Genomic DNA, 24,598 nt, shown 5'->3' on the forward strand with positions numbered 1-24,598 from the left:
CGCAAACCCCGGCCCCTTCGAGAAGCTCAGGGCCTTCCAGACCCGCAACCCCCTCGGCATCCGCCGCCCCCTCCGCTCTACGCTGGGGCGATGACGGAGCAGACGGTGCGCATCGGCGGCCGCCGCCTGCGCCTGTCGAACCTCGACAAGGTGCTCTACCCCGAAACCGGAACCACCAAGGGCGAGGTGATCGACTACTACTCCCGCATCGCGCCTCTCCTGCTCCCCCACGTCGCCGACCGTCCGCTGACGCGCAAACGCTGGCCCGATGGAGTGGGGACGGATGCCAGCCCCGGCGAACCCTTCTTCGCCAAGGCCCTCGAGCCCGGCGCTCCGTCGTGGGTGCGGCGCTTCCCGATCGATCACTCGAGCGGCGCGAAGGACTACCCCCTGGTCGACGACCTGCCCACCCTCGTCTACCTCGCCCAGGTGGCGAGCCTCGAGCTGCACGTGCCGCAGTGGCGCTTCTCATCCGCGGGCGAGCGGCAGAACCCCGACCGTCTCGTGCTCGACCTCGACCCGGGGCCCGGTGTGGGCCTGGCCGAGTGCGCCGAGGTCGCGCGCTGGGCCCGGGCGATCCTGCAGGACATCGGGCTCGACCCCCTGCCGGTCACGAGCGGCAGCAAGGGCATCCACCTCTACGCCCGCCTCGACGGCCGCCAATCGAGCGCTGCGGCGAGCGCGGTCGCGAAAGAACTCGCTCGCGCTATCGAGGCCGACCACCCCGACCTCGTGGTCAGCCAGATGTCCAAGGCCGCGCGCCCCGGCAAGGTGTTCATCGACTGGAGTCAGAACAACGGCTCGAAGACGACGATCGCGCCGTACTCCCTGCGAGGCCGTCCGCGCCCGTACGTCGCCGCCCCGCGCACGTGGGCCGAACTCGACGACCCCGACCTGCGCCACCTCCTTTTCAGCGAGGTGCTCGAGCGCCCCGATGACCCGCTGGCCCCCGTCGACGCGGTGCACGGACCCCTGCGCGCCTACATCGCGAAGCGCACAGCGGGGAAGACCCCCGAGCCCGTACCCGAGGCCCCGCACGGCGCCCCCGCGGCCGAGGGCCTGCCCCGCTTCGTCATCCAGGAGCATCACGCCACCCGCCTGCACTGGGACCTCCGCCTCGAACGCGACGGCGTGCTGGTCAGCTGGGCCGTCCCCAAGGGCGTTCCGCCGACGACCGCGAAGAACAGCCTCGCCGTCATGACCGAGGACCACCCGCTGCAGTACCTCGACTTCGCCGGCGAGATCCCCCGCGGCGAGTACGGCGCGGGCATCATGACCGTCTGGGACACCGGAACCTACGAGCTCGAGAAGTGGCGCGACGACGAGGTCATCGCGACCCTCGAGGGACGCGACGACGGCCCCCTCGGCCGCGTGCGCCTGGCGCTCATCCGCACCGAAGGCCACGGCGAGAAGTCGCAGTGGCTGCTTCATCGAATGAAGACGGATGCCGACGGCCGGCCGCAGAGCGACGGAGCCCCCGTCTTGCCTCTCGACCACGGCTCCCCCGCCTCTCGACCCGCCACGACACCGAAGCCAAAAGAGTCGAAGCCCACAGACCCGCAGCCCAGCGCCTCGGAACCCGAAGCCCCGACGCCCCACACCCCGCCGACCGCCGCCGAACTCAGGCCCATGCTCGCCACCTCCGCGACCCCGGGCATCGCCCGCGCCGCCGCCGAGCGCTGGGGCGGCTCGCCCTGGGTGGAGATGAAGTGGGATGGCATCCGGGGTCTGGGGATCTGGGACGGCGAGCGCCTGCGCCTGCGCTCGCGCAACGGCAACGATCTGACCGCCGCCTATCCCGAGCTCACGACCGTCGATCTCGGTCTGGGGCCGGAGCCCGCGGTGTTCGACGGCGAGATCGTCGCGCTCGACGCGCAGGGGCGGCCGAGCTTTCCGCTGCTGCAGAAGCGGATGCATCTCGCGAAGCCCCGCGAGATCGCCCACGAGGCCGAGCGGACCCCCGTCCATCTCTACCTGTTCGACGTCCTGTCCGTGGGGGGTCGGGACGTGGCATCCCTCGCCCTGTCCGAACGGCGGGAGCTCCTCGAGGAGCTGGCCGCCGAAGCCGAGGCTCCGGTCGTGGTCCCGCCGGTGTTCGATGACGTGGATGCCGCTGTCTCGACGAGCGGCCGGTTCGGCCTCGAGGGGGTCGTGGTGAAAGACCCGGGCTCGACGTACCGCCGCGGGGTGCGGTCGGAGCAGTGGCTCAAGGTCAAGCACTCGCGCACCCAAGAAGTGGTGATCGGTGGTATCCGTCCCGGCAAGGGCAACCGCGCGGGTTCGATCGGGTCGCTGCTCGTCGGCGTCCCCACGGCCGACGGCCTGCAGTACGCCGGGCGGGTGGGTTCCGGGTTCGGCGAGCAGACGCTCGAGCGCCTGACCGCGGTGCTCGAACCGTTGCGCGCGGACGCGGATCCGTTCGTGGGCGTGCCGGCCGCCGATGCCCGCGACGCCCTGTGGGTGCGACCCGAGCTGGTCGGCGAGGTCGAGTTCGCGGAGTTCACCCCGGGCGGGATCCTGCGCCAAGCGCGGTGGCGCGGCCTGCGGCCGGACAAGGACCCGGCGGACGTGGTGCGCGAGGACTGACACCGACGCGGATGCACCGGGTGAAGTATGCCAGGGGTGCGGGTGGCGCGGCAGGTGAACGTCGGCCGTGCAACGACGCGCGAAAGGCTCTCCCACCCGGCTTTCTTCTCCTCACCACCCTTTCATGGGCGACGGTCGAACCTCCTCCGAGGCATGCGTGGGCCAAAGTCGCCCCACACTCGCGCCTTCGGAAGGACCCCACGGTGACGAACAGCACGTCCGACAGCCCCTCCCCCTCGCCCTCCGACGACGCGCCACGATCAGCGATCTCACGCCGGTCCGTCCTCACGTCGTCCGCCCTCGCCGTCCCGGCCGTCCTGCTGACGACCACGTCCCCGGCGTTCGCCGCTTCGGGGGTGTCTCTCACGTTCGACCGTTCCGCCTACTCCGGCGTCGAATGCTCGACGATCACCGGGGCGACCGTGAGCGCCTCCGACAACGGGGCGGCCGCCGCAGGGGTGGCGGTGACCGTGCTCCTGGGCGACGGGTACACGTTCGCGAACGGCGGCACGAGCGCCACCGGCACGACGGACTCGGGCGGCTCGTATCCGGTCCCCGACATCACCGTCCCCTCCGGTGGCGGGTCGTCGTCCATCACCGCGTCGGCACCGAATGCGTCTTCCGCCTCGGCCGCCCTCTCGGGCACGCCCTCGGGTCCGGTCTATCTCGAGGGCGGGGTCGTGAAGCGCGCCGTCGGCGTTCCGGCGGACTCGACTCCGGCATTCCACTCCGTCTTCCTCACGACCGACAAACGGCTCGTGGACGGGTACGACGGCACCGTTCTCGCGAGTGACGTGGACTCCCTGGGCCAGATGATCTTCGCAGCCGGCGTCTGGCGTGCGCCGCTGGCGAAGACCGACGGCTCGTGCACCTATCTCGAGAACGGCACCGAGCAGCCGTCGCAGACCACCGGCGACCCCGACGGATACTCGTACTTCCTGGGTGGGACGGCCAGCAACGGAGCTACCGGGCAGGACCTCGCGTACAACAACCGTTCCTGGGGAGCCGTGATCTCAGACACCGAGGGCCTGATGTTCCCCATCGCCAAGAACGACGGCCTGTGCTCCTGGGTCCAGGACGACAACGAGATCCTCGCGCCGTCCGGCCGAAACCCCGTGGCCGGCAGTCTCTTCGAAGACGGCGGCTCGATCTTCCATGGCAACGATTCCGCCGCTCTCGCTCAGGACGTGAAGACCATCGGCGCCTCGTACAGCGACGGCACCGGCTACCGGATTCCCCTCGAGAAGAACGACGGCTCGTTCACCTACCTGCAGAGCGGCACCGAGACGACCGCCACGGGCGTGCCGTCGGGGTCGAAGCCGGAATGCTCCTCGTACTTCCTCACCTCCGACAACCGTCTCATCGACGGCGCCTCGGCAACCGAGCTCGCGAAAGAGGTCGAGAAGGTGGGCCGGAGCGCCTACAACGGAACGGTGGAACGCACGCCGTTGACCATCACGTCCCGGAGCTGCTGACCGACCCGCGGTCAGCCCCGCCCGTCAGCGGCGGTTCTCCACGAGCGGTAGGTTCGGCGTTGCGAAGTCGGCCATGTCAGTCGTCGATCACGATCCACTCGCCGAAGCGGCGGAATCCGGATGCCAGGGCCAAAGCAACCGATGGCGCATTGTCGAGTTGGCACCGGTACTGCGGCTCATAGCCCTGTTCCAGCGCGTCGGCGGCGAGGGCCAGGACGGTCACGCGAGCAAGGCCGCGACCGCGGAACTCCGGCAAGGTGATGACACCCAGGTCGGCGAGCTGGGTACCCCGCCACGGGAACATGCTCGCCACCGCGGCGAGACGCCCGTCGACGAAGGTGCCGAACACGAGCCAGTGGTCGAGCTTCACGAACGCCTCGTCGAAGTCGTCCTCGGGCGCCGCCGCGGCGAGAGCGGCGAAGGCGTCCGCGTCATCGGCGGTCAGGCGGCGCGTGTTCGACTCGGGGTCCGGAGCGATGACGTTCGCCCGCTCCTCCACCGGCAGATAGAAGAGGTGGTCGGGGTCGTTCAGCGTGATACCCGCCGCCTCGATGCGTTCCACAGCGTCGTCTGCCGACAGACGTTCGCCGTCGGACACATCGAGGTGAGCGGCCCGCTCCGGGGCTCAGCGACACGACCGTCGCGCCGTCGCTGGCGCGCAGGATCGAGACCGACCGATTTTCGGGGAGCTCGGGGTCGACGACGACCACCGCCTCACCTTCGGGCGCGGCCCCGTCGGTGACGGGCAACCAGTGATTCATGACGAGCGATGAGAACAAGGAAACCTCCGAGGGGGATCTGGGGCTTGTCCGCAGGCTAGCGGACGACCCCGACATTCACAGATGCCGCGAATCGTGCTCCACGTGCCCCGCGGGCTCGAGCTGGAAGGTCGAGTGCTCGACGTCGAAGTGATCGGCGAGGCACGACTGCAGGGATGCCAGGATCGCCGCAGCCCGGCCGTCGAAGAGAGCCGCGTCCTCGACGATCACGTGAGCGCTGAACACCGGCGCCCCGCGCGTGAGCTGCCATACGTGCACGTCGTGGACGTCGACCACGCCGTCCGCTTCCCGCAAATGCTCGCGGATCTCGGCGACGTGCACCCCCACCGGCGCCGACTCGGTCAGCACAATGACGACCTCCCGCAGCAGGCCGATAGCCCGCGGGACGATGAGCACCGCGATGAGCAGCGAGGCGATGGCATCCGCCTGCATGAATCCCGTCGTGACGATGATGATGGCCGCGATGATCACCGCGATCGACCCGACGAGGTCGCCCAGCACCTCGAGGTAGGCGCCGCGCACATTGATGCTGCGCTTCTGCGCCCGTGACAGCAGGAACATCGACACGGCGTTCGCGATCATGCCCACCGTGGCGACGACGAGCATGAGCCCGCCCTGCACCTCGGCCTCGGCCGGGGCGAGCAGCCGCTGCACGGCCTCGATACCCACCCACACGCACAGGACGATGAGGATGACGCCGTTCGCGAGAGCGCCGAGCACCTCGGCGCGCTGATAACCAAAAGTGCGGCGGTCGTCCGCCGGGCGAGCCGCGATCGCCGTGGCGATGAGCGCGACGACGAGGGCTGCGGCATCGGTGAACATGTGCGCGGCGTCGGCGAGGAGTGCGAGCGACCCCGTGAGGATCGCGCCCACGATCTGCACCACCATCACCGTGGCCGTCAGGGCCAGGGCGGTCGCAAGCAGGCGCCTGTTACTGGCATCCCGGATGCCACCAGAGGGCGCGTGATCGTGCATAGCTCCAGGCTAGAGCGGGCACAGGGTGAGCCGCCGGGTTCGCGGGAAGTCGGGAATGAGAACGGGTGTCGGTCTCGACGGTTCGCGGGTGAGGTCGGGGTGAATCGCGCCCAGGACGAGGCCGCGCAGCGGCATCGAAAAAGGCTGCTGATCTGGGGCTACCCCCAATCACCCCGCTTGTTCGGCTCAGCGAACCCTGTGGAGGAGGCCGAAACCCGCGACAGTACGGGGAGATTGCCAGCACCATCGGAACTCCTCCGGGAACTATAGCACGCAAACATGCCCTCAAGAAAGGATCGTCCTGAGCATGAGTGACCTCTTCAGCGACTCCGAGTCCACACCCCTCATCGCGACGCCCGTCGCGCGACGAAAGATCATTGCGGGGGCAGCCTGGGCCGTTCCCGCGATCGCTCTGACGACAGCAACACCGGCCTTCGCAGCTTCATCGGATTTCGACCTGTCTTTCTCGTACTTCAAGCTGCAGAGTGAGGGGGTGGGCTCGTCCAACGGTCAGCCCCTTTACGCAGCAGGGAATGGACCTTTCCTCGACTTCTCTATCTACAATGCTGGCCCCGGGTCGTCGGGCAGCACCGGCATACAGGTCGATTTCGACGCGGATTACGTTTCAGGGATCCTCGTCCCCGATGGTTGGACGCAGACCGCCAACTACACCAACGGAGGGAGACGCGTCTTCGTCCTCTCGTACTCCGGAGGTGGTCTGGCCGGGAAAAGCTCAATAGCGGCGCGCCTCTTTTTCTATATTCGCAATGATGCCCCCGGTGGCACCAACCCTTCCTCGGTGAACGCTTACGCGCAACCAACCTCAGGTGATTCGAACAGTTCGAACAATTCGGCAAGCGCGGGCTTTTACGTATCTCAGTCGAAAAAGTACGAACTCGCCTTCTCCTACTTCGAGCTGCAAAGCCAGGGAGTACTCATTTACAACGGCCGGCCGGTTTACGGAGCGGACAACACACCATTCGTCGATGTCCAGATCGTAAATCAAGGCGACGTTCCATCACCGTTCACCCAGGTACAGATGGACTGGGACGTCAATCAGATGGCCAGTATGGCTGGCTCGCTGCCTGCCGGATGGACCAAAGTGTTCGATTATCTCAACGGAAATCGAAGGGTTCTCGGCTTCCGTCACGCGGGCGCTCTCGGCGTCGGTCAGACAGCCACGGGCCGCTTTTACTTCAAGATTCAGACGGCACAGGTTCTCGCGAAGGGAAGAAATGACGCAGTGATCAACGCTTATGCCCAGCCGACCGATGCGGACTCGAACACGAATAACAACTATGTGTTCCGCCAGTTCTATACCCAGAACTGAGCAGGATATTTGAGGAGCACAGGTCCTCCTGGCCGCATCCGCCAACCAGGAAGACCTGCGCACGGCGGCGCAAAGCCGGGCCACCGGCGCTTGAAGCCAATGCCGCCATGACGCGCCGACCCTCCTGATCGAGCACGCCATGAGTTGACGCGCTCATCTCGGATTAGCACGTCTGCGTTCGCGGCTCGCTAAAGCTCAGATTGCACACAGAGCGAAGGGGTGTGGGACCTCAATCGAGGGTCCACACCCCTTCGGCGCGCTGTGCCGTCAGATGTGATCTAGGGAGTCAGATCGCCTCAAACAACGCTGCAATCTAAAGGCACGTGCGCGCGTTATGAATCCGCCTCTTCTCGGCGTTCGTCAACGCTCCTGCGGCCCGCTCCTCCCCCGCGGCCCGGCCGTCGGGGATGGAAGTCGGGTCGTGCCCGAAACCACGCGGGCCCCCGCCACCCGAACGCACCAGCGCAACGCCGACACGAACCGGGCCACACGATGTAGAGCGGCGACATCCGACACGAGGTCAAGCAGCAGCTCGGGGTTGGTCGTCGCATCTCTCTGGTACGGCGCAACACGTCGAGAGAACCCCCGACAACCTACCCACCACGACAACCGCGACACCCAACTCATCCGCCAGCACCGGCCGATCCGTGTGCGCCGTCGGCGCGCGCCTCGTCCAGCCGCGCGTGGACCAGAAGCCCTAGACCACAAGCTTGTAAACATGCTGTTCGGGTGATCGCAAGGGTGATCTTTCGAAGCACCGCACCGCGATGAGTGTCGTCAATTCTCCGCCTGAACGGCTGTTTACGGCTGTCACCACGCAACTTCCGCCGCGAATCGGCTATGGCCGGACCGCCCTGCCTGAGCAAGGGTGCGAAGAAGTCTGCTGACACCGCCCCTCTGCGACCCGCCATCGGTCACGACGGCACGTCGATCGAAAGGATCATCCGTGAACGACCAATCCCCTGCCTTCGACCTCTCGTCACCAACCACAGAAGTTGGCGGCCCCCTCTCGCGGCGCACCGTCCTCGCGGGATCCGCTTTCGCGGTGCCCGCTGTGATGCTCACTGCCGGCACTCCCGCTTTCGCGGCCTCGGGGCTCGCGCTCGCTTTCGACAAGTCCTCGTATAGCGGCGAGGGGTGTTCGACGATCAGCGGTGCCAAGGTCACCGCGAAGGATGGCGCGACGCCGAAGGCGGGCACGGCCGTCACCGTCTCCCTCTCCAGCGGTTGGACGTTCAGCTCCGGTGGAACGTCCTTTACCGGCACCACCGGCTCCGACGGGGCTGTGACCGTGGACGACATCAATGTTCCACAGAACGGCGGCAACGCAACGGCGACGGCGACGGCATCCGGAGCGTCGTCGACGACGGCGACCTTGACGGGTTCAGCGGCGACCAGTGCCGTATATCTGACGCCGTCCGGGAAGAGCGACGCGAAAGGCGTTCCTTCTGGCTCGACGCCCGTCGCCGGCGGACTGTATCTGACGTCGGATGGTCGACTCATCGACGGAGGCAACGGTGGAGCGGTGATCACATCGAACGTGGCCGCGATCGGAAAGATCTACGTCGACCGCAACAACTGGTCCCTCCCGTTGAGGAAAAAGGACGGGACATGCACCGTGGTCATCAACGGCGGCGACAATCCCACCACTGGCATTCCCTCCGGGTCGACACCCGTCACCAACAGACTGTTCTTCACTTCAGACAACCGCATTCTCCGCTCCGACAACGGCGGCACGATCGCGACGAACGTCGATACGTGGGGGGATCCCTACTTCGATGGCACCGACTGGTTCTTCCCGCTGAGGAAGAAGGACGGTAGTTACAGCTACGTGCAAAACCTCTCGGAGACGGTCGTATCTGGCATGCCGGCGAACGCGAAGCCGGTTGCCGCCCGATGGTGGCTGACCACCGACGGACGTCTCGTCTCGGGCACGACTGTCTACGGCACCAACATCGACGCCTATGGACAGGTCGCCGCTGACGACAATGGCCACTGGCATCTTCCGATCCGCAAGAAAGACGGCAGCTGCGTCATCAACATCTCCGGAACCGAGAACGCCGCTACGAATGTGCCCTCCGGCTCCACCCCGGTCGCGAATAATTTCTTCCTCACCTCGGACGCACGGCTCATCGACGGCAGCACTGGGAATGTCGTAGCCACCAGCGTCAACAGCACCGGCCAGTACTTCCACAAATACGCCGGCACCTGGACCCTCCCCCTCACCCAAGACGTCAGCAACTGTGGTCCGCTGGCGCCGGTTCTCGCGTTCGACAAGTCGACCTACAGCGGGCAAGGTTGCTCCACGATCTCGGGTGCGGTGGTTACCGCGACGCAGAACTCGTCGGCCAAGTCGGGGCTTGCCGTCACGACGACTCTCGCGGATGGGTACACGTTCGCCACGGGGGGAACCTCGTGGACGGGAACCACGGGGTCCGGTGGATCCGTCACGCTGCCCGACATCAACGTGCCGCAGAACGGCGGCAATTCCGCTGCGACCGCTACGGCATCGGGAGCGTCCTCAGCCACGGCCCAGCTAGCGGGATCGGCTGCACCCGATGCCGTCTACCTGACGGCCTCGGGGAAGAACACAGCCAAGGGTGTTCCGGGCGGGTCGAAGCCCGTGGCCGGAGGGCTTTACCTTGCTTCGGACGGTCGCCTCATCGACGGAGGGGGAAATGGCGCAGTGGTCGCGTCGAACGTTGCCGCGTTCGGACAGATCTACGTCGATCGCAACAACTGGGCCCTCCCGGTGAGAAAGAGCGACGGCACCTGCGTCGTGATCATCAACGGCGGCGAGAATGGCACGAGCGGCATCCCCTCGGGGTCGACGCCGGTCAACGGGAGACTTTTCTACACATCCGACAACCGCATCCTCCGGTCGGACAACGGCGCCTCCGTCGCCACGAACGTTGATAGCTGGGGCGATGTCTACTTCGACGGCAGCAACTGGCGATTCCCGCTCAATAAGAAGAACGGCGGCTACAGCTACATTCAGGACTACACCGAGGCACCCATGGCAGGAGTGCCCGCCAGCTCCAAGCCCGTCGCAGACCGCTGGTGGCTCACCACCGACGGACGCCTCGTCTCTGGCAACACCGTCTACGGCACCAACATCGACATCTACGGTCAGGTCGCCGCCGACGATAATGGCCGCTGGCATCTCCCCGTCCGAAAGAAGGACGGCACCTGCGTCATTCTCATCTCCGGAAATGAGACCACCGCAAGCAACGTCCCGTCTGGCTCCACCCCCGTCGCGAACAACCTGTTCCTCACCTCGGACAAACGCCTCATCGACGGAAGCAACGGCAATGTCCTCGCCACGGGCATCAAGAGCGCCGGCCAGTACTTCCACAAGTACGCGGGCGCCTGGTCGCTACCGCTGACGCAGGAAGTGAGCTGCTGACCACAGGGAGAACGCAAGGCGAAGGGGTGTGGGTCTTCGACTAGGAATCCACACCCCTTCGCGTTGCTGCGTCATCAGAGGCGGTGCAGTGAGTCAGAGCGCCTCGAGCAGCGGCGCCAACTCCCGGAACGCCCGCGCCCGATGCGACTCTGCGTTCTTCTGCGCGGCCGTCCACTCGCCCACGGTCCGCTCCTCCCCCGCGGCTTGGCCGTCGGGGATGAAGATCGGGTCGTACCCGAACCCGCCCGGCCCCGCCGGCGCGGTCGCCAGACGACCCGGCCACCGCCCCTCGACCGTCTGCTCGCCGCCGTCCGGCCGCACCAGCGCGATCACCGACACAAACTGCGCGGTGCGGTGGGGGTCGGCGACATCCGACAGTTGGTCGAGCAGCAGCTCGAGGTTGGCCGTCGCGTCCTTCTTGTGCCCGGCCCAGTACGCCGAGAACACTCCCGGCGACCCGCCCAGCACATCGACCGCGACACCGGAGTCGTCGGCCAGCGCCGGCAGACCCGTGTGCGCCGCCGCGGCGCGCGCCTTGATCAGCGCATTCGCCGCGAAGGTCACGCCGTCTTCGACGGGCTCCGGACCGTCGTACCCGACGACCTCGAGGTCGGGGCGTACCTCGGCGACGATCGCCTGGAACTCCTCGACCTTGTGCGGGTTGTGCGTCGCCAGGACGATGCGGGCCATGTCAGCCCTCGAGCGCGGTGGTCTGGATGCCGCGCAGCTCGGCGCAGCCGTTCACGCCGAGTTCGAGCAGCTGGTCGAGTTCGCGCTTGTCGAAGGGGGCACCCTCGGCCGTGCCCTGCACCTCGACGAAGAGCCCGCGGCCGGTGACGACGACGTTCATGTCGGTCTCGGCGCGCACGTCCTCGACGTACGCGAGGTCGAGCATCGGCTCGCCGTCGATGATGCCCACCGACACCGCGGCGACCGAGTCACGCAGCACCTCGGCCCGCTGCGCGATGAACTTCTTCTCACGGCCCCAGGTGATGGCATCCGCCAAGGCAACATACGCACCCGTGATCGCCGCGGTGCGCGTGCCCCCGTCGGCCTGCAACACGTCGCAGTCGATCACGATCGTGTTCTCGCCCAGCGCCTTGGTGTCGACGACGGCGCGGAGGGCGCGGCCGATCAGACGCGAGATCTCGTGCGTGCGGCCGCCGACCTTGCCCTTGATCGACTCACGGTCGTTGCGGCTGTTCGTCGCGCGCGGGAGCATCGCGTACTCCGCCGTGACCCAGCCCTTGCCCTTACCGGTCAGCCAGCGCGGAACGCCGTTCGTGAACGACGCGGTGCACAGCACCTTGGTGCCGCCGAATGTGACGAGGGCCGAACCCTCGGCGTGCGCCGACCACCCGCGCTCGATGGTGACGGGACGGAGCTGGTCGTTGGTGCGACCGTCTTTGCGGGTCATGGGTCCTCCAGAGGAACGGGGATGGATGCCACGCCTCAGCGCGGCAGGTCGATGGCGCCGGTCTGCACGAGCTGCACCTCGCGCACCTCGCGGCCCATCAAGCGGTGGGCGAGGCGCACGAAGTCGTCGGCCGATGAGCCCGTGGCTTCGTAGCGGGCGGTGGGCACGGCATCCGGGCTCGCGAGAAGATCCCGCGACACGAGCTGGCGGTACACGTCTTTCGCGGTTTCGCTGTCGCTCGAGACGAGGCTCACGTCGGGGCCCATCACGTAGCTGATGGCGCCCTCGAGGAACGGGTAGTGCGTGCAGCCGAGCACGAGGGTGTCGACGCCGGCGTGGCGGAGCGGAGCGAGGTACTGCTCGGCGGTGGCGAGCACCTCGGGTGAGTCGGTGACTCCGGCCTCGACGAACTCGACGAACCGCGGGCAGGCCTCGGGGAAGACCGTGAGGCGCTCGTTGACCTCGAGCATGTCCTGGTAGGCGCGGGATCCGATGGTGCCGACCGTGCCGATCACGCCGATGCGGCCGTTGCGGGTGGTCGACATCGCGGTGCGGACGGCGGGTCCGATGACCTCGACGACGGGCACGTCGTAGCGCTCGCGCGCGTCGCGGAGCATGGCCGCGGATGCCGTGTTGCAGGCGATCACGAGCATCTTGACGCCCTGATCGACGAGGGTGTCGAGCACCTCGAGCGAGTACTTACGGACGTCGGCGATGGGCTTCGGCCCGTACGGCGAGCGGGCGGTGTCGCCGATGTAGAGGATCGACTCGCGTGGGAGCTGCTGCGAGACGGCCCGCGCGACGGTGAGTCCGCCGACTCCTGAGTCGAAGATCCCGATCGGCGCGTCGTTCATAGGGGTTCAGCCTATCGGGCGGGGGTCGGGCGGGGGGTTGTGGGGCCAGCGGGTGTGCCGGCTGTCAAGCACCGCCACCGCGCGCGGGCGCGCCGCGCGGGCCGCAATATGCTGACCGAATGAGCCGTAGCACCGCCCTGCACACCGACCGGTACGAACTCACGATGCTCGACGCGGCGCTCCGCGACGGGACGGCCTCGCGCCGCTGCGTGTTCGAGGTGTTCGGGCGGCGCCTGTCGGGTGGGCGGCGGTTCGGCGTGGTCGCGGGGACGGGGCGTCTGCTCGAGGCGATCCGCGACTTCCGGTTCGGCGACGACGAGCTGCGCTACCTCCGCGACAACAGGGTGGTGGATGCCACAACCCTCGACTTCCTCGCCGACTACCGGTTCACGGGCTCGGTGACCGGATACCGCGAGGGCGAGGTCTACTTCCCCGGCTCTCCTCTGCTGACCATCGAGGGCACCTTCGCCGAGGCCGTACTGCTCGAGACGCTCGCGCTGAGCATCCTGAACTACGACTCCGCCGTCGCCACCGCCGCCGCGCGCATGAGCGTCGCCGCGGGTGATCGGCCGCTCGCCGAGATGGGGTCACGCCGTGCGAGCGAAGAGGCCGCCGTCGCCGCCGCGCGTGCCGCGTACATCGCCGGGTTCTCGGCGACGAGCAACCTCGAGGCCGGACGCCGCTGGGGCGTGCCGACCATGGGCACCGCCGCCCACGCCTGGACCCTGCTGCACGACACCGAAGAAGACGCCTTCCGCTCGCAGGTCGAGGCACTCGGCGCCGGCACGACCCTGCTGATCGACACGTACGACATCACCGAGGGCGTGCGCACGGCCGTCCGGGTCGCCGGCACCGAGCTCGGCGGGGTGCGCATCGACTCGGGCGACCTGCCGATCGTGGCGGGCGAGGTGCGGGCGCAGCTCGACGAACTGGGGGCGACGAACACGCGCATCACGGTGACCAGCGACCTCGACGAGTATGCGTTGGCTGCTCTCGCGGCATCCCCCGTCGATTCCTACGGCGTGGGCACCTCGGTCGCGACCGGGTCGGGCGTCCCGACCGCGGGGCTCGTGTTCAAGCTCGTCGCCCGCGAGGCGGCGGACGGGTCATGGGTGGGTGTCGCGAAGGCGTCGGCCGAGAAGGCCTCGCACGGCGGACGCAAGGCGGCGTTCCGCACGCTCGACAACGGAACCGCGACCTCGGAGCTGATCATCGTCAGCGACGGATTCGAAGAACTCTCGACCGCGGCCGAGCACCCCGATGCCCGCGCCCTGCAGGCGACGCTCATGGAAAACGGCGAGGGGGATGCCGGAACTGCGGGGGCCGCGGGCGTGCAGGCCGCTCGGGCGCACCACGCGCGCGTGCGCGAGGAACTGCCGATCCGCGCGCTCGCGCTGAGCAAGGCCGACCCCGCCCTGCCCACGGAGTACCGCGACGCGCAGTGAGTGCTGCTCTACCCGCGCCGCGGCGCAGCGCGCCACCCGCGTGAGGGGTCAAGAAGTGTCGCCCAGCGCGCGGCTTGGCGACAGAATCTGACCCCTCACGCGGGGTGCGGGGCCGGGCGCGGCGCGGCGCGCCCTGCGCGTGAGTCGCCAGGAATTGTCGCTTGCGGGACCCCCGAAGCGACAAATCTTGGCGACTCGCGCGTGCTGCGGCCGGGCTGCGGCCCGCACCGGCGCGTGCCGTGCGCGTGAGGGGCCGGGAAGTGTCGCCCAGCGCGCGGCTCGGCGACAGAATCTGACCCCTCACGCGGAGGGGGCCGCCAGAGAGGCGCTCAGTTGATCAGCGACTCGTAGATCTCTTTGCACTGGGGGCAGACGGGGAACTTCTCGGGGTCGCGCCCCGGCGTCCACTTCTTGCCGCACAGCGCGCGCACCGGCTTGCCCGACAACGCGGACTCGAGGATCTTGTCCTTCTTCACGTAATGGGAGAAGCGCTCGTGGTCACCGGGCTCGATGTTCTCTTCGCGGATGAGCTCTTCGAGCTCGCGATCCAGGGTCGCGAGACCCCCGCTGTCGGGACTGTCGAGAGGCGTGCTCATGGAGAGCCAGTGTAGCCGCGGTCAGCCCCGAACGGTCGGTCGGGTCGCAGGTCAGGTCGCTTCCGCGAACTCCATGAGGCGTGTTCCGCGGCGCTCGAACAAGGCCGCGCCGACCGCGACACCGACCGCGAGCACGACGATTCCGGCGCCGATTCCGGCCCACAGCGCGACCATCGTGTCGTCGGTTTCGCCGTTAATTGCCTGCCACGTGAGCCACAGGGCGGGCGAGGCCGCGATTATCGAGCCGACCATCACGAGCCCCTGCGCGACGACGCCGCCCGAGCCGGTGCGCTGCGGCTGCTGGAACGGGCTGTCACCCGGCCGCGACACCGCGTACGGAGCCACCACCGACGAGATGCTCGACAGCCCGAGCCCCGCGAGGAACAGCGCCGCACAGACCCCGACCATGGCCGGGAAGATCGCCCAGCGTCCGTGGGCGACGATGGCGAGCGGCAGGGTGACGGCGAGGATCGGGATGCCGATGAGCAGCACCGGCACGAGACGCCCGATGCGGTCGGGAGCACCGCGCATGCCGCTGGCGATGTGCATCCACAGGGCGGTGGAGTCGTAGGCGAGGTCGTTGTGCGGCAGCCAGCCGAAGAACAGCGCCATGATCGGCACCGGCAACAGCACGGCGAGCTCGAACGGCACGCCGGCGACCAGCAGCGGCACCGTCGAGACGACGGCGGCGATCGGCACGATCACGACGTTGACGATGTAGCGCCGGTCGCGTAGCCAGTACGACAGGCTCCGCGCGGCGACCGCTCCCCCGGGCGTGCCGGGGAGCACCGCGAACCACCCGAGCCCGCCGCGTTCGCGCACCGCGATCGGGCGGCGGGTGGTGGTGAGCAGCACGTTCACCAGCGCGAACCACGCGAGCGCCAGCACGGCGACGGTGGCGAGGGCCACGACGAAACTGCCCACGGCAGCTCCCGCCGACGGCGCGAGGGCGATGCCCCACGCGGCGCCGATCGGCGTCCACGCGAGGATCTCGGCGGCCGACGCGAGCTGCGAGGGCACGGCGCCCCGCCACTCGAGGGAGCCGAGGAACACCCCCACCGGCACGACGACGACGAGCACCGCGACCAGGTACACACCGATCAGCTCGCGCGACTGCCGCGGCCGCTGCACGAGCGCCCCGAGGGCCATGCTCACGCGCGCGAACAGCACGCAGGTGGCAAGACCCAGGATCACGGATGCCACACTCGCCCACGCCGACGCCCCGTGCGCGCCCCACGCGATGGCGAGGCTCACCCCGAGCACCAGCACCACCAGAACCGGCACGCTCAAGAACCCGGCCAGCAGCAGCGCGCCGGCCAGCGGCCGGGGCTCCGGGCCGACCACGGCGAAGCGTCGCGGATCGAGGGGATCGATCGAGGCGGTCACGGGCGGACCGACCGCGAAGCCGAGCGTTACCGCCGAGCCGGCGAGAACCGTGACGACTGCCGTGGTGAGGGAGCTGGCATCCACGAGTCCTGCCGCACTCATCGCGGCCACGACGGTGGCGGCGATCAGGATGACGGTGCCGATGGCGCACCTTACGACCTCGCGCCGGTCGCCCCGGAGGGCGCCCAGCATCATGGCGAGTCTCAGGCGGAGAACGTGTGCAACCACTCGAGGCCCTCCACGTCGCCGAGCCCACCGGAGAGCTCGCGGAAGCGCTCCTCGAGCGTTCCTTCGCCGCGCACCTCGTCGACGGTGCCCTCGGCGAGCACCTGCCCCGACACGATGACGGCGACGCGCGAGCACACGCGCTCGACGAGCTCCATGCCGTGGCTCGAGAGGATGACCGTGCCGCCGTGGTCGACGTATGTTCCGAGAATGTCGAGAATCACGCCGCTCGACACGGGGTCGACGGCCTCGAACGGCTCGTCGAGCACGAGCAGGCGCGGCGAGTGGATCATGGCGCCGGCGAGCATGACCTTCTTGGTCATACCGGCGGAGTAGTCCGAAACCGGCCGCGACAGCGCCTCTACCAGGTCGAACGCGCGCGCGAGGTCTGCGGTGCGGCTCTCGACGAGCGCGGCGGGCAGCCCGCGTAGCGCTCCGTAGTACGACAGCAGCTGACGGCCCGTGAGCCGGTCGAACGTGCGCAGCCGGTCGGGCAGCACGCCGATGAGCTTCTTGGCCTCGCGCGAGCGCTTGGCCGCGTCGACGCCGTTGATCGTGACGGTGCCGCGGTCGGGGCGAAGGAGCCCCGCGATGATCGACAGCGTGGTGGTCTTGCCGGCGCCGTTGGGCCCGACGAGTCCGTAGAACGCGCCCGCGGGCACGGTCAGGTCGATCGCGTCGACCGCGCGCAGCTCGCCGAAGTTCTTCGAGATGTGGCGCAGGGCGAGCGCCGGCACGGCGGATTCGTCGACGGATGCCGTGGACGCCCCGCCCGCGACATCGACCACCGCCGCAGCGGGCACGGCGGTGGCGTCGTCGCCGAGCTCGAGGACGGAGGTCTTCGGCTCGTCCCGCGGGTCGAGCTCGTCGGCGCGGACGTCGGCGGGGGTGGGGTCTTCGTCGGTGAGCGGGTGCGCGTCGGGGCCGGTGGGCTTTTCGGCGAGCGGGTGCGCGTCGGTGCTCGTGGGCTCTTCGGCCGGCGGGTGCGCGTCGGCGACGGGGGGCTCGTCGGCGAGCGGGCCGTTGCCGCTGCTCGCGCCGGGGACGACGTGCGCGGTCTCGGCCGGCGTGACGGTGGCGTCATCGTGCTCGAGCGGGGTCTCGATGACCAGCTCCGCCTCCGCCTCGGGACCGCTCGACAGCTCGGTCTCGGCAGGCTCGGGCGTTGGTGCGTCGGTCTCGGTCGGCTCAGCCTCGGTCGACGGGACCGATCGGGTGGGCGGCTCCTCGACGGCGACATCGGCCGGCGTCGGGTCGACGGGCAAATCGTCAACGACGACCGGGGCAGCCGCGGGCTCGTCGGCGACCGCCGGCTCCTCGACGGCGACGTCGGCCGAGGTCGGGTCCGCTGCCGGCTCGTCGACAACGACCGGCGCAGCCGCATCGGCGACGACGAGCTCCTCAACCTCAACATCGGCCCGCGTCGAGCCGGCCCGCGTCTCGTCCACCGGCTCGTCGGCGAGCAGGACGGCAGTCACCGGCTCATCCGCGTCGGTGACCGGCGCGGCCGCGGGCTCGTCGCCGATCGCCGGCTCTTCGACCGCGACGTCGGCGGGCGTCGGGTCGACCGGTGCCTCAGCAGCCGACTCCTCCACTCGGGCCGCCGCCGCCTTCGCCGCAACGTCCGCCGGCAGGGGCGGGCGCGGGGGCACGACGATGTCGTCAGGCAGCAGGGGCGGGATGCCAGGGCTCGGCGCGGTCACGGGAGCATTCTGCTCCACGGGGGTGTCTGCGGTCGACGCCTCGGCAGCAGCCGCGTCGAGCGCAGCAGCCTCCGCCGCGGCTTTCGCCGCCGCTGCCTTGGCCGCCGCCGTCTGGCGCGGGGCCGCGGGCTTGCGGGGAGTCGCCGGCTTCGCCGCCGTCGTCTTCGAGGCCGCGGACTTCGCCGCGCCCGTCGTCGTGGCCCGAGCCTTCGCCGCGCCGGTCTTCGCCGTCCCGGTCTTCGCCGCGCCGGTCTTCGCCGCGGTGGAACTCGCCGACGATCGCGCCGACGTGCTCGCGGGCTTGGGCGCCGTGGCATCCGTCGTCGTATCCGTCGTCTTCGTCGCGTTGCTCGCCGCGGTGCGGGGCGTCGCGGGTCTCTTCGCGGCGGGCTTCTTCGCTGCCGGGGTACGGGGTGGCGTTCCCGTGCCCGACGCGGCGCGCGCGGCGGTCGTACGCGGGGCGCGCGGCTTGGGAGCCGGCTTCGACGCCGCGGGAGAGACAGACGTCGGAGATTCGACGCTCGCCGACGCATCCTCGGTCTCGGAGGAGGACTTTTCGGGGGGCACCGGCAGCGACGCTGTCATCGCACCAAACTACCAACCCCCTCCGACACCCACTGCCCCCTGGACGCGCGCCGGACACACTCTCAGCCAATGAAAGGCGGAGCGACCAGCGCGAAACATTTCATCTGAACGGGTGACGTGGTTTCGGCATCCCGGGCACGCCCCCTCTCCCCCGCGCCTCCCCCGCGCCTCCCCCGCGTGAGGCGCCAATATTTGTCGCTGAGACCCCCTCCCAAGCGACACTTCTTGGCGCCTCACGCGAGAACGGCCTCGACCCAGCCGCGCCTCTCGCGAGAAGGGCCGCGACCGAGCGGCGCCTCACGCGAGAACAGCCCCGACCCGCAGCGGCCCCACCCCGCATGAGGGGTCACTTTCTGTCGCCCAGCGGCGCGCGCGGCGACACTTCTTGACCCCTCACGCGAAAGACCCCCCACCCCTCGCGCGACGCACCCCACCCACCCCGTCAACCACCCCACCCCACCCCGCCGCCGGGGAGAGGATGGACGCATGGCCGAGAAGGTGTACCGCATCCACACCCTGCCCGACGACGCCCCGTGGAAGGGCGGCCTGCCGCCGGTGGGGTCGGACGAGCACCCGCGCACCATCCGCATGCTCGATCGCGTGCTGTCGGTGCAGCGGCCCGTGGTGCTCGCGCATCTGCGAAGCGTGCGTCTTCGGCATCCGGATGCCAGTGCCGAAGACATCCTGAGGATCCTCGAGCACCGTTATCTCGCGGCTGTCACCACCGGGGGTGCGGCGGTCGGCGCGACCGCGGTCGTGCCCGGGATCGGCACGGGGGTCACTCTCGCGCTGAGCGGCGTCGAGACGGTGGGTTTCCTCGAGGCGACCGCCCTCTATGCCCAGTCCGTCGCCGAGGTGCACGGGGTCGTGGTCGAAGACCCCGACCGCGCCCGGGCGCTCGTGCTGGCGCTCATGCTGGGTAAAGAGGGCATCGACCTCGTGTCGCAGCTGGCCTCGCAGGCCGCCGGTCGGGGCGTCTCGCGCTCGAGCTACTGGGGCGAGATGGTGACGAAGACGCTTCCGCGGGCGATGGTCGGCCCGCTGGTCGACCGGCTCAAAACTACGTTCGTGCGGCAGTTCGCCACGCGCGGCGGTGCGTCATGGATCGGCAAGGCCCTGCCCTTCGGCGTCGGTGCGGTCGTCGGGGGTGCGGGCAACCACATCCTCGGCCGTCGCGTGCTGGTCAACGCCCGCCGCGCCTTCGGCGCTCCCCCGCGCGCGTTCCCCGCCGAGCTCGAGCCCAAGCCCGGCACCGAGCGCCTCGAGCACGCCGCGGTCGGCGGACTGCGTCGCGTCGGCGGGGCGATCGCCGGCGCCGGACGCCGCGCGGCCCCTAAGAGACGCACCCGCCCCGAGTCGTCGCAACTCGAGGCGAACGAGGGCGCGGGGCCGTCGGCATCCTGAATCTCACCCTCTCTCATCGACGAGGGGCCGCGCGCAAGACCCGCGCGGTGCGAGGATCGGCGCGTTAGCCTCGCGACATGGGCGACCTCCTCGATCTCCTCGCTGTCTGGATGCCGCGTCAACGCTGGTACGGCACGAAGGGCCGCAACCCGCGGCTGACTCTCGTGGCCGACTGGCCGCTCGACGCCGCCGACGCGCGACTCCTGCTCGTTCGCGACGAGGCCGTGCAACCGGCGATCGTCTACCAGGTGCCCGTGGCGCGGCGCGCGGAGGGGTCCGTTCCCCCCGGGAGCCTGATCGGCGCGGCCGATGACGGGCAGGTGTGGGCGGATGCCACGACCGACCCCGCCTTCACCGACGCGCTGTTCGCGCTGGTCACGGTCGGCGGCGAGGTGGGTCGAGACGAAGACGGGTTCCGCGGGATTCCGCTCGGGGCCACCGGCGGCCGTCCGCTCCCGGAGCGCGTGACCGCGCGCGTGCTGAGCGGCGAGCAGTCGAACACCTCGATCATCTATCGCCCAGAGGGTGAAGACCCGGGTGTACCCGTGATCTGCAAACTGTTCCGTCAGGTGAACCCGGGGATCAATCCCGATGTTGAGCTCCAGTCCGCTCTGGCCGCCGACGGGGCCACGTTCGTGCCCGGAGCGATCGGTGAGGTGCGCGGCACGTGGATGACTCCCGAGGGCGTTCCAGTCAGCGGATCTCTCGCTTTCGCGCAGGAGTTCTTCGAGGGCGTCGAGGACGCCTGGCGTGTGGCTCTCGACGCCGCCGCGGCCGGCGAGGACTTCTCGCAACGCGCCTACGCCCTCGGGGTGAGCGTCGCCGGCATGCACGTGGCCCTGGCCGAGCGTTTCTCGACGCTCATGCCGAGCGCCGGTGACCGGTCGGCGGTGGCCAACGCGTGGGAGCGCCGTCTGATGATCGCGGTAATGGAGGTTCCCGAGCTCAAGCCCTACGCCGATCGCATCCACGGCATCTACGAGCACGCCCTCGACGGGCCGTGGCCGGCGTTGCAGCGAATTCACGGCGACCTGCACCTCGGTCAGGTGCTCGACACCCCCTCGAACGGGTGGGTGCTGCTCGACTTCGAGGGCGAGCCGCTGCGCCCGATCGACGAGCGCCTGCAGCCCGATGTCGCCGTGCGCGATGTCGCCGGCATGCTGCGCTCGTTCGACTACGTCTCGGGTGCGGTCGCCGACGACGACGGCGAGGCCGTGCGCGCGTGGGTGATCGCCGCGCAGCAGGCCTTCCTCGACGGATACGCCGATACCGCCGGCCGCCCCCGCGACGCCGACGATTCACTGCTCAAGGCCTTCGAGCTCGACAAGGCCGTGTACGAGGCGATCTACGAGACGCGCAATCGCCCCGACTGGGTCGGCATCCCTCTCGCGGCGATCAGCCGACTGGCACCGCTGTCCTGACACACGAGAACGCCACCCCTTTCAACAGGGGTGGCGTTCTCGTTCGTGCGGAGCGGGTCAGCTCGTGGGCATCGAGCCCAGGGTGACCTCGGCCGTGCGCTCCTGGCCGTTGCGGTTATAGACGACCTCGGCCTTGCTGCCGGCCGCGAGGGCGCGCACCTGAGCAGTCAGGTCGATGGAGTTCGTGATCGGGATGCCGTTGAACTTGGTGATCACGTCACCCTTCTGCAGTCCGGCGGCCTGCGCTGCGCCACCGCCCGAGACGTCGGCGATGTAGGCACCGGTCGTGGTCGCTCCCTGGATGGAAGCGGCATCCTGAACCGAAGCCCCCAGCAGACCGTGCGACGCCGAGCCGTTGTCGATGATCTCGGTCGACACGCGCTTGGCGATGTCGGACGGAATCGAGAAGCCGACGCCGATGTTGCCGGACTGTCCGCCCGACGACGACGATCCACCGGCGCTCGCGATGGCGACGTTGATGCCGATCAGCTTGCCCTGGTTGTCGACGAGCGCACCGCCCGAGTTGCCGGGGTTGATAGCCGCGTCGGTCTGGATGACCGCGATCTTGATGGTCTGGTTGGTCGACTGCTGCTGCTGGCCCTGACCGAAGTCGAAGCGGAAGGGGCTCTCCTGCCCGGGCGACTGCTGCTGCTGGTCGCTTCCGTCGCTCGGGGCGGCCGACGAGGCGACCTGGATCGAGCGGTTCAGCGCGCTGACGATACCGGTGGTGACGGTGTTCGGCAGGTCGAGCGGAGCGCCGACGGCGATGGTGGTGTCGCCGACGTTGAGCTTCGACGAGTCGCCCCACTCGATCGGGGTCAGGCCCGAGGCGTTCTCGAGCTTGATGACCGCGAGGTCGTAGGTGGGGTCGGTGCCGACGACCTTGGCCGCGTAGACCTTGCCGTCGGAGGTGGTCACCGAAATGGTCGCGTTGCCGGTCTGGCCGTCGAGGGTCACCACGTGCGTGTTGGTGAGCACGTAGCCGTCCTGGCTGAGGATGACGCCCGAACCCGTGCCGCCCGACTGCTGCCCGGTGGCGCTGATGGTGACGACGCTGGGCACGACCTTCGCGGCGACCGCGGAGGTGTTGTTGACGCTGTCGGGGTTGTTGACCGTGATGGCCGAGGGGCCCGCGGCGGCCGTCGTGCTCGAGCCGCCCCAGAGGTTGAGGCCGGCGTAGGTGCCGCCGAGGCCCGCGCCACCGCCGACGAGGGCGGCCGCGACCAGCAGGGCCGCGACGCGCGGCGCCGAGCTCTTCTTGCGAGGGGCGGTGGTGGATGCCGCGGGGGGCATCGTCAGCGTGGGGTGCGCGTCGGTGGCGCCGGGGCCGAAAGACTGACCCGTCGGCGAGGTCGCAGCCGAGGGGGCGGAGGCGTAGCCGGGGTGGGCCGAGCCGGTGCCGTGCTGGGCGGCTCCGGACTGCGGGGTACCGTGCTGCGCGGTCCCCGCGGCGGGGGCGGGCCACGACGCGGCGGCCGAGGCCGGCGAGCGGGTGGGGACCGGCGGTGCGTCGTAGCGCGCGGCGGCCGGGGTGGTGGACTCGGGCTGCGGCGACGCGGGAACGGCGCCGTTCGCGGCCGAGGTGGTGGGCTGGCTGTTGTCCTCGGGGCGGATGCCCTCGGGACGGTTGTCCGTGGTGTCGCTCATGGGATGCTCCTTGTTCCAGGTGCTTCTACGATGACCACCATTCCTGTGGACCACCTATGACGCGCATGCGCCCTCTCTATGGGTCTAGCAGCACGCACCCGCCCGGCATTCCCGATTGCGCTGCACGGGAGTGCGGCATCCTGGATCCATGCGACACATCCCCGGCGCTTGGCAGCGCACCGCCCGCGGCGCGGGTCTGCTCGCGCCCGACGGCACCTCGGTTCCCACGATCTTCGCCGAGATGAGCGCGCTGGCGACCGCGACCGGCGCCCTCAACCTCGGACAGGGCTTCCCCGACGAGGACGGGCCGGAAGCGGTTCTGGATGCCGCCCGCTCGGCCATCGCGTCGGGGATCAACCAATACGCGCCGGGGCGCGGCTTTCCCGACCTGCTGGCCGCCGTCGCCGAGCACCAGCGGCGCTTCTACGGGCTCGAGCTCGACCCGCAGCGCGAGGTGCTCATCACCGTCGGGGCGACCGAGGCGCTCGCCGCGACCCTGCTGGCGCTCGTGGACTCCCCCGACGACGAGGTCGTCGTGTTCGAGCCCTACTACGACTCCTATGCGGCGTGCGTGGCGCTGTCGGGTGCGAAGCTCGTGCCGGTGCCCCTTCGGTGGCCCGACTTCCAGCCCGACCTCGAGCAGCTGGCATCCGCCGTCACCGATCGCACCCGCGTGATCCTCGTGAACGACCCGCACAATCCCACCGGCTCGGTGTTCTCGCGCGAGGTGCTCGACGAGGTCGTGCGCCTGGCCCACCAGCACGACGCGATCATCGTCACCGACGAGGTGTACGAGCACCTGGTGTTCGACGGTCCGCACGTGCCCATCGCGACCCTCCCCGGGGCGTTCGAGCGCACGGTATCGATCTCGTCGGCCGGCAAGACGTTCTCGCTCACCGGGTGGAAGACCGGGTGGGTGACCGGACCCGCCGACCTCGTCTCGGCCGTGCTCGCCGTCAAGCAGTACCTGACCTACGTGGGCGGCTCGCCCTTTCAGCCGGCGATCGCCGTGGGTCTACGCCTGCCCGATGCGTTCTTCGCCTCGGTCGCGTCCGAGATGGCCGCCAAGGCCGCCCTGCTCGGTACCGGCCTGCGCGCCGCCGGATTCGACGTCTCGACTCCCGCGGGTTCGTATTTCACGGTGGTGGATGCCGCCCCACTCGGTGCCATCGACGCCGACGCGTTCTGTCGCGACCTGCCCTCGCGCGCCGGGGTGGTCGGTATTCCGCTGACCGCTTTCGTCACGCCCGAGCACCGCGGGGAGTATGCGACCCTCGTGCGGTTTGCGGCGTGCAAGCGGGTGGAGGTGCTGCAGGACGCGGCGGGGCGGTTGGCGGGGATGGGGCGGAACTGATTCCCGCGGC

Annotated in this window: 18 protein-coding genes; 9 read left to right on the forward strand and 9 right to left on the reverse strand. The window is 69.4% G+C overall.

Annotated features, from left to right (window positions below; translation table 11 throughout):
- Window positions 1–90: 90 nt before the first annotated feature.
- Both F9B98_RS11440 and F9B98_RS11445 read left to right on the forward strand, forming a co-directional pair.
- Window positions 91–2,586 carry an ATP-dependent DNA ligase gene (locus tag F9B98_RS11440; RefSeq protein WP_150957454.1) on the forward strand — a complete coding sequence of 832 codons (2,496 nt, stop codon included), beginning with the start codon at window positions 91–93 and terminating at the stop codon, window positions 2,584–2,586.
- A gap of 203 nt (window positions 2,587–2,789) precedes the next feature.
- Window positions 2,790–4,061: a hypothetical protein gene (locus F9B98_RS11445; RefSeq protein WP_150957455.1), complete on the forward strand. Its 1,272-nt coding sequence runs from the start codon at window positions 2,790–2,792 to the stop codon at window positions 4,059–4,061.
- A 76-nt stretch (window positions 4,062–4,137) separates the two neighbouring features.
- Here the strand turns inward: F9B98_RS11445 and F9B98_RS11450 are convergent, their stop codons facing one another.
- Both F9B98_RS11450 and F9B98_RS11455 read right to left on the reverse strand, forming a co-directional pair.
- The gene (locus F9B98_RS11450; protein WP_191966778.1) at window positions 4,138–4,623 is read right to left on the reverse strand and encodes a GNAT family N-acetyltransferase; all 486 of its coding nucleotides are present in this window, start codon (window positions 4,621–4,623) and stop codon (window positions 4,138–4,140) included.
- 274 nt (window positions 4,624–4,897) lie between these two features.
- Window positions 4,898–5,815: a cation diffusion facilitator family transporter gene (locus tag F9B98_RS11455; protein WP_150957460.1), complete on the reverse strand. Its 918-nt coding sequence runs from the start codon at window positions 5,813–5,815 to the stop codon at window positions 4,898–4,900.
- A gap of 307 nt (window positions 5,816–6,122) precedes the next feature.
- Between F9B98_RS11455 and F9B98_RS11460 the strand changes: the two genes are divergently transcribed.
- Together F9B98_RS11460 and F9B98_RS11465 are read left to right on the forward strand one after the other, a co-directional pair.
- Window positions 6,123–7,145: a hypothetical protein gene (locus F9B98_RS11460; protein WP_150957463.1), complete on the forward strand. Its 1,023-nt coding sequence runs from the start codon at window positions 6,123–6,125 to the stop codon at window positions 7,143–7,145.
- 946 nt (window positions 7,146–8,091) lie between these two features.
- Window positions 8,092–10,551: a hypothetical protein gene (locus F9B98_RS11465; RefSeq protein WP_150957466.1), complete on the forward strand. Its 2,460-nt coding sequence runs from the start codon at window positions 8,092–8,094 to the stop codon at window positions 10,549–10,551.
- A gap of 93 nt (window positions 10,552–10,644) precedes the next feature.
- Here F9B98_RS11465 and rdgB read toward each other — a convergent pair whose 3' ends face one another.
- The 3 genes from rdgB to murI are packed head-to-tail and all read right to left on the reverse strand — an operon-like array spanning window position 10,645 to window position 12,822.
- Window positions 10,645–11,241 (reverse strand): RdgB/HAM1 family non-canonical purine NTP pyrophosphatase, encoded by a 597-nt coding sequence (gene rdgB / locus F9B98_RS11470; protein WP_150957470.1) that lies wholly within the window; start codon window positions 11,239–11,241, stop codon window positions 10,645–10,647.
- A 1-nt stretch (window position 11,242) separates the two neighbouring features.
- Window positions 11,243–11,968, reverse strand: coding sequence for a ribonuclease PH (rph, locus tag F9B98_RS11475; protein ID WP_150957473.1), 726 nt, complete (start codon window positions 11,966–11,968; stop codon window positions 11,243–11,245).
- 35 nt (window positions 11,969–12,003) lie between these two features.
- Window positions 12,004–12,822: a glutamate racemase gene (murI, locus tag F9B98_RS11480; RefSeq protein ID WP_150957476.1), complete on the reverse strand. Its 819-nt coding sequence runs from the start codon at window positions 12,820–12,822 to the stop codon at window positions 12,004–12,006.
- 119 nt (window positions 12,823–12,941) lie between these two features.
- On the opposite strand from murI, the gene F9B98_RS11485 reads away from it, so the two are divergent.
- Window positions 12,942–14,267, forward strand: a complete 1,326-nt coding sequence (locus F9B98_RS11485; RefSeq protein WP_150957479.1) for a nicotinate phosphoribosyltransferase — start codon at window positions 12,942–12,944, stop codon at window positions 14,265–14,267.
- Between the two features lie 329 nt (window positions 14,268–14,596).
- On the opposite strand, the gene F9B98_RS11490 is transcribed toward F9B98_RS11485, so the two are convergent.
- From F9B98_RS11490 to F9B98_RS16175, 3 genes are read right to left on the reverse strand one after another with little or no spacing between them, the layout of a single operon-like run.
- Window positions 14,597–14,863, reverse strand: a complete 267-nt coding sequence (locus F9B98_RS11490) for a DUF3039 domain-containing protein (RefSeq protein ID WP_056230575.1) — start codon at window positions 14,861–14,863, stop codon at window positions 14,597–14,599.
- A 51-nt stretch (window positions 14,864–14,914) separates the two neighbouring features.
- Entirely contained in the window at window positions 14,915–16,441 is a 1,527-nt protein-coding gene (locus tag F9B98_RS11495) for a hypothetical protein (protein WP_191966780.1), read from the reverse strand.
- Between the two features lie 11 nt (window positions 16,442–16,452).
- A complete protein-coding gene (locus tag F9B98_RS16175; RefSeq protein WP_225310330.1) occupies window positions 16,453–18,177 on the reverse strand; it encodes an ABC transporter ATP-binding protein in 1,725 nt (574 codons plus the stop codon).
- 22 nt (window positions 18,178–18,199) lie between these two features.
- On the opposite strand from F9B98_RS16175, the gene F9B98_RS11505 reads away from it, so the two are divergent.
- The 3 genes from F9B98_RS11505 (at window position 18,200) to F9B98_RS11515 (ending at window position 21,587) form a co-directional block, all read left to right on the forward strand.
- Entirely contained in the window at window positions 18,200–18,835 is a 636-nt protein-coding gene (locus F9B98_RS11505) for a hypothetical protein (protein ID WP_150957485.1), read from the forward strand.
- Window positions 18,836–19,248: 413 nt separating this feature from the next.
- Window positions 19,249–20,166, forward strand: coding sequence for a hypothetical protein (locus tag F9B98_RS11510; RefSeq protein ID WP_191966782.1), 918 nt, complete (start codon window positions 19,249–19,251; stop codon window positions 20,164–20,166).
- A gap of 77 nt (window positions 20,167–20,243) precedes the next feature.
- Window positions 20,244–21,587, forward strand: coding sequence for a maltokinase N-terminal cap-like domain-containing protein (locus F9B98_RS11515; RefSeq protein WP_150957488.1), 1,344 nt, complete (start codon window positions 20,244–20,246; stop codon window positions 21,585–21,587).
- Window positions 21,588–21,644: 57 nt separating this feature from the next.
- On the opposite strand, the gene F9B98_RS11520 is transcribed toward F9B98_RS11515, so the two are convergent.
- The gene (locus tag F9B98_RS11520; protein ID WP_150957491.1) at window positions 21,645–23,234 is read right to left on the reverse strand and encodes a S1C family serine protease; all 1,590 of its coding nucleotides are present in this window, start codon (window positions 23,232–23,234) and stop codon (window positions 21,645–21,647) included.
- Window positions 23,235–23,382: 148 nt separating this feature from the next.
- On the opposite strand from F9B98_RS11520, the gene F9B98_RS11525 reads away from it, so the two are divergent.
- The gene (locus tag F9B98_RS11525; protein ID WP_150957494.1) at window positions 23,383–24,588 is read left to right on the forward strand and encodes an aminotransferase class I/II-fold pyridoxal phosphate-dependent enzyme; all 1,206 of its coding nucleotides are present in this window, start codon (window positions 23,383–23,385) and stop codon (window positions 24,586–24,588) included.
- Window positions 24,589–24,598: the final 10 nt, after the last annotated feature.

Source organism: Microbacterium testaceum StLB037 (assembly GCF_008763945.1).
GTDB lineage: Bacteria > Actinomycetota > Actinomycetes > Actinomycetales > Microbacteriaceae > Microbacterium > Microbacterium testaceum_G.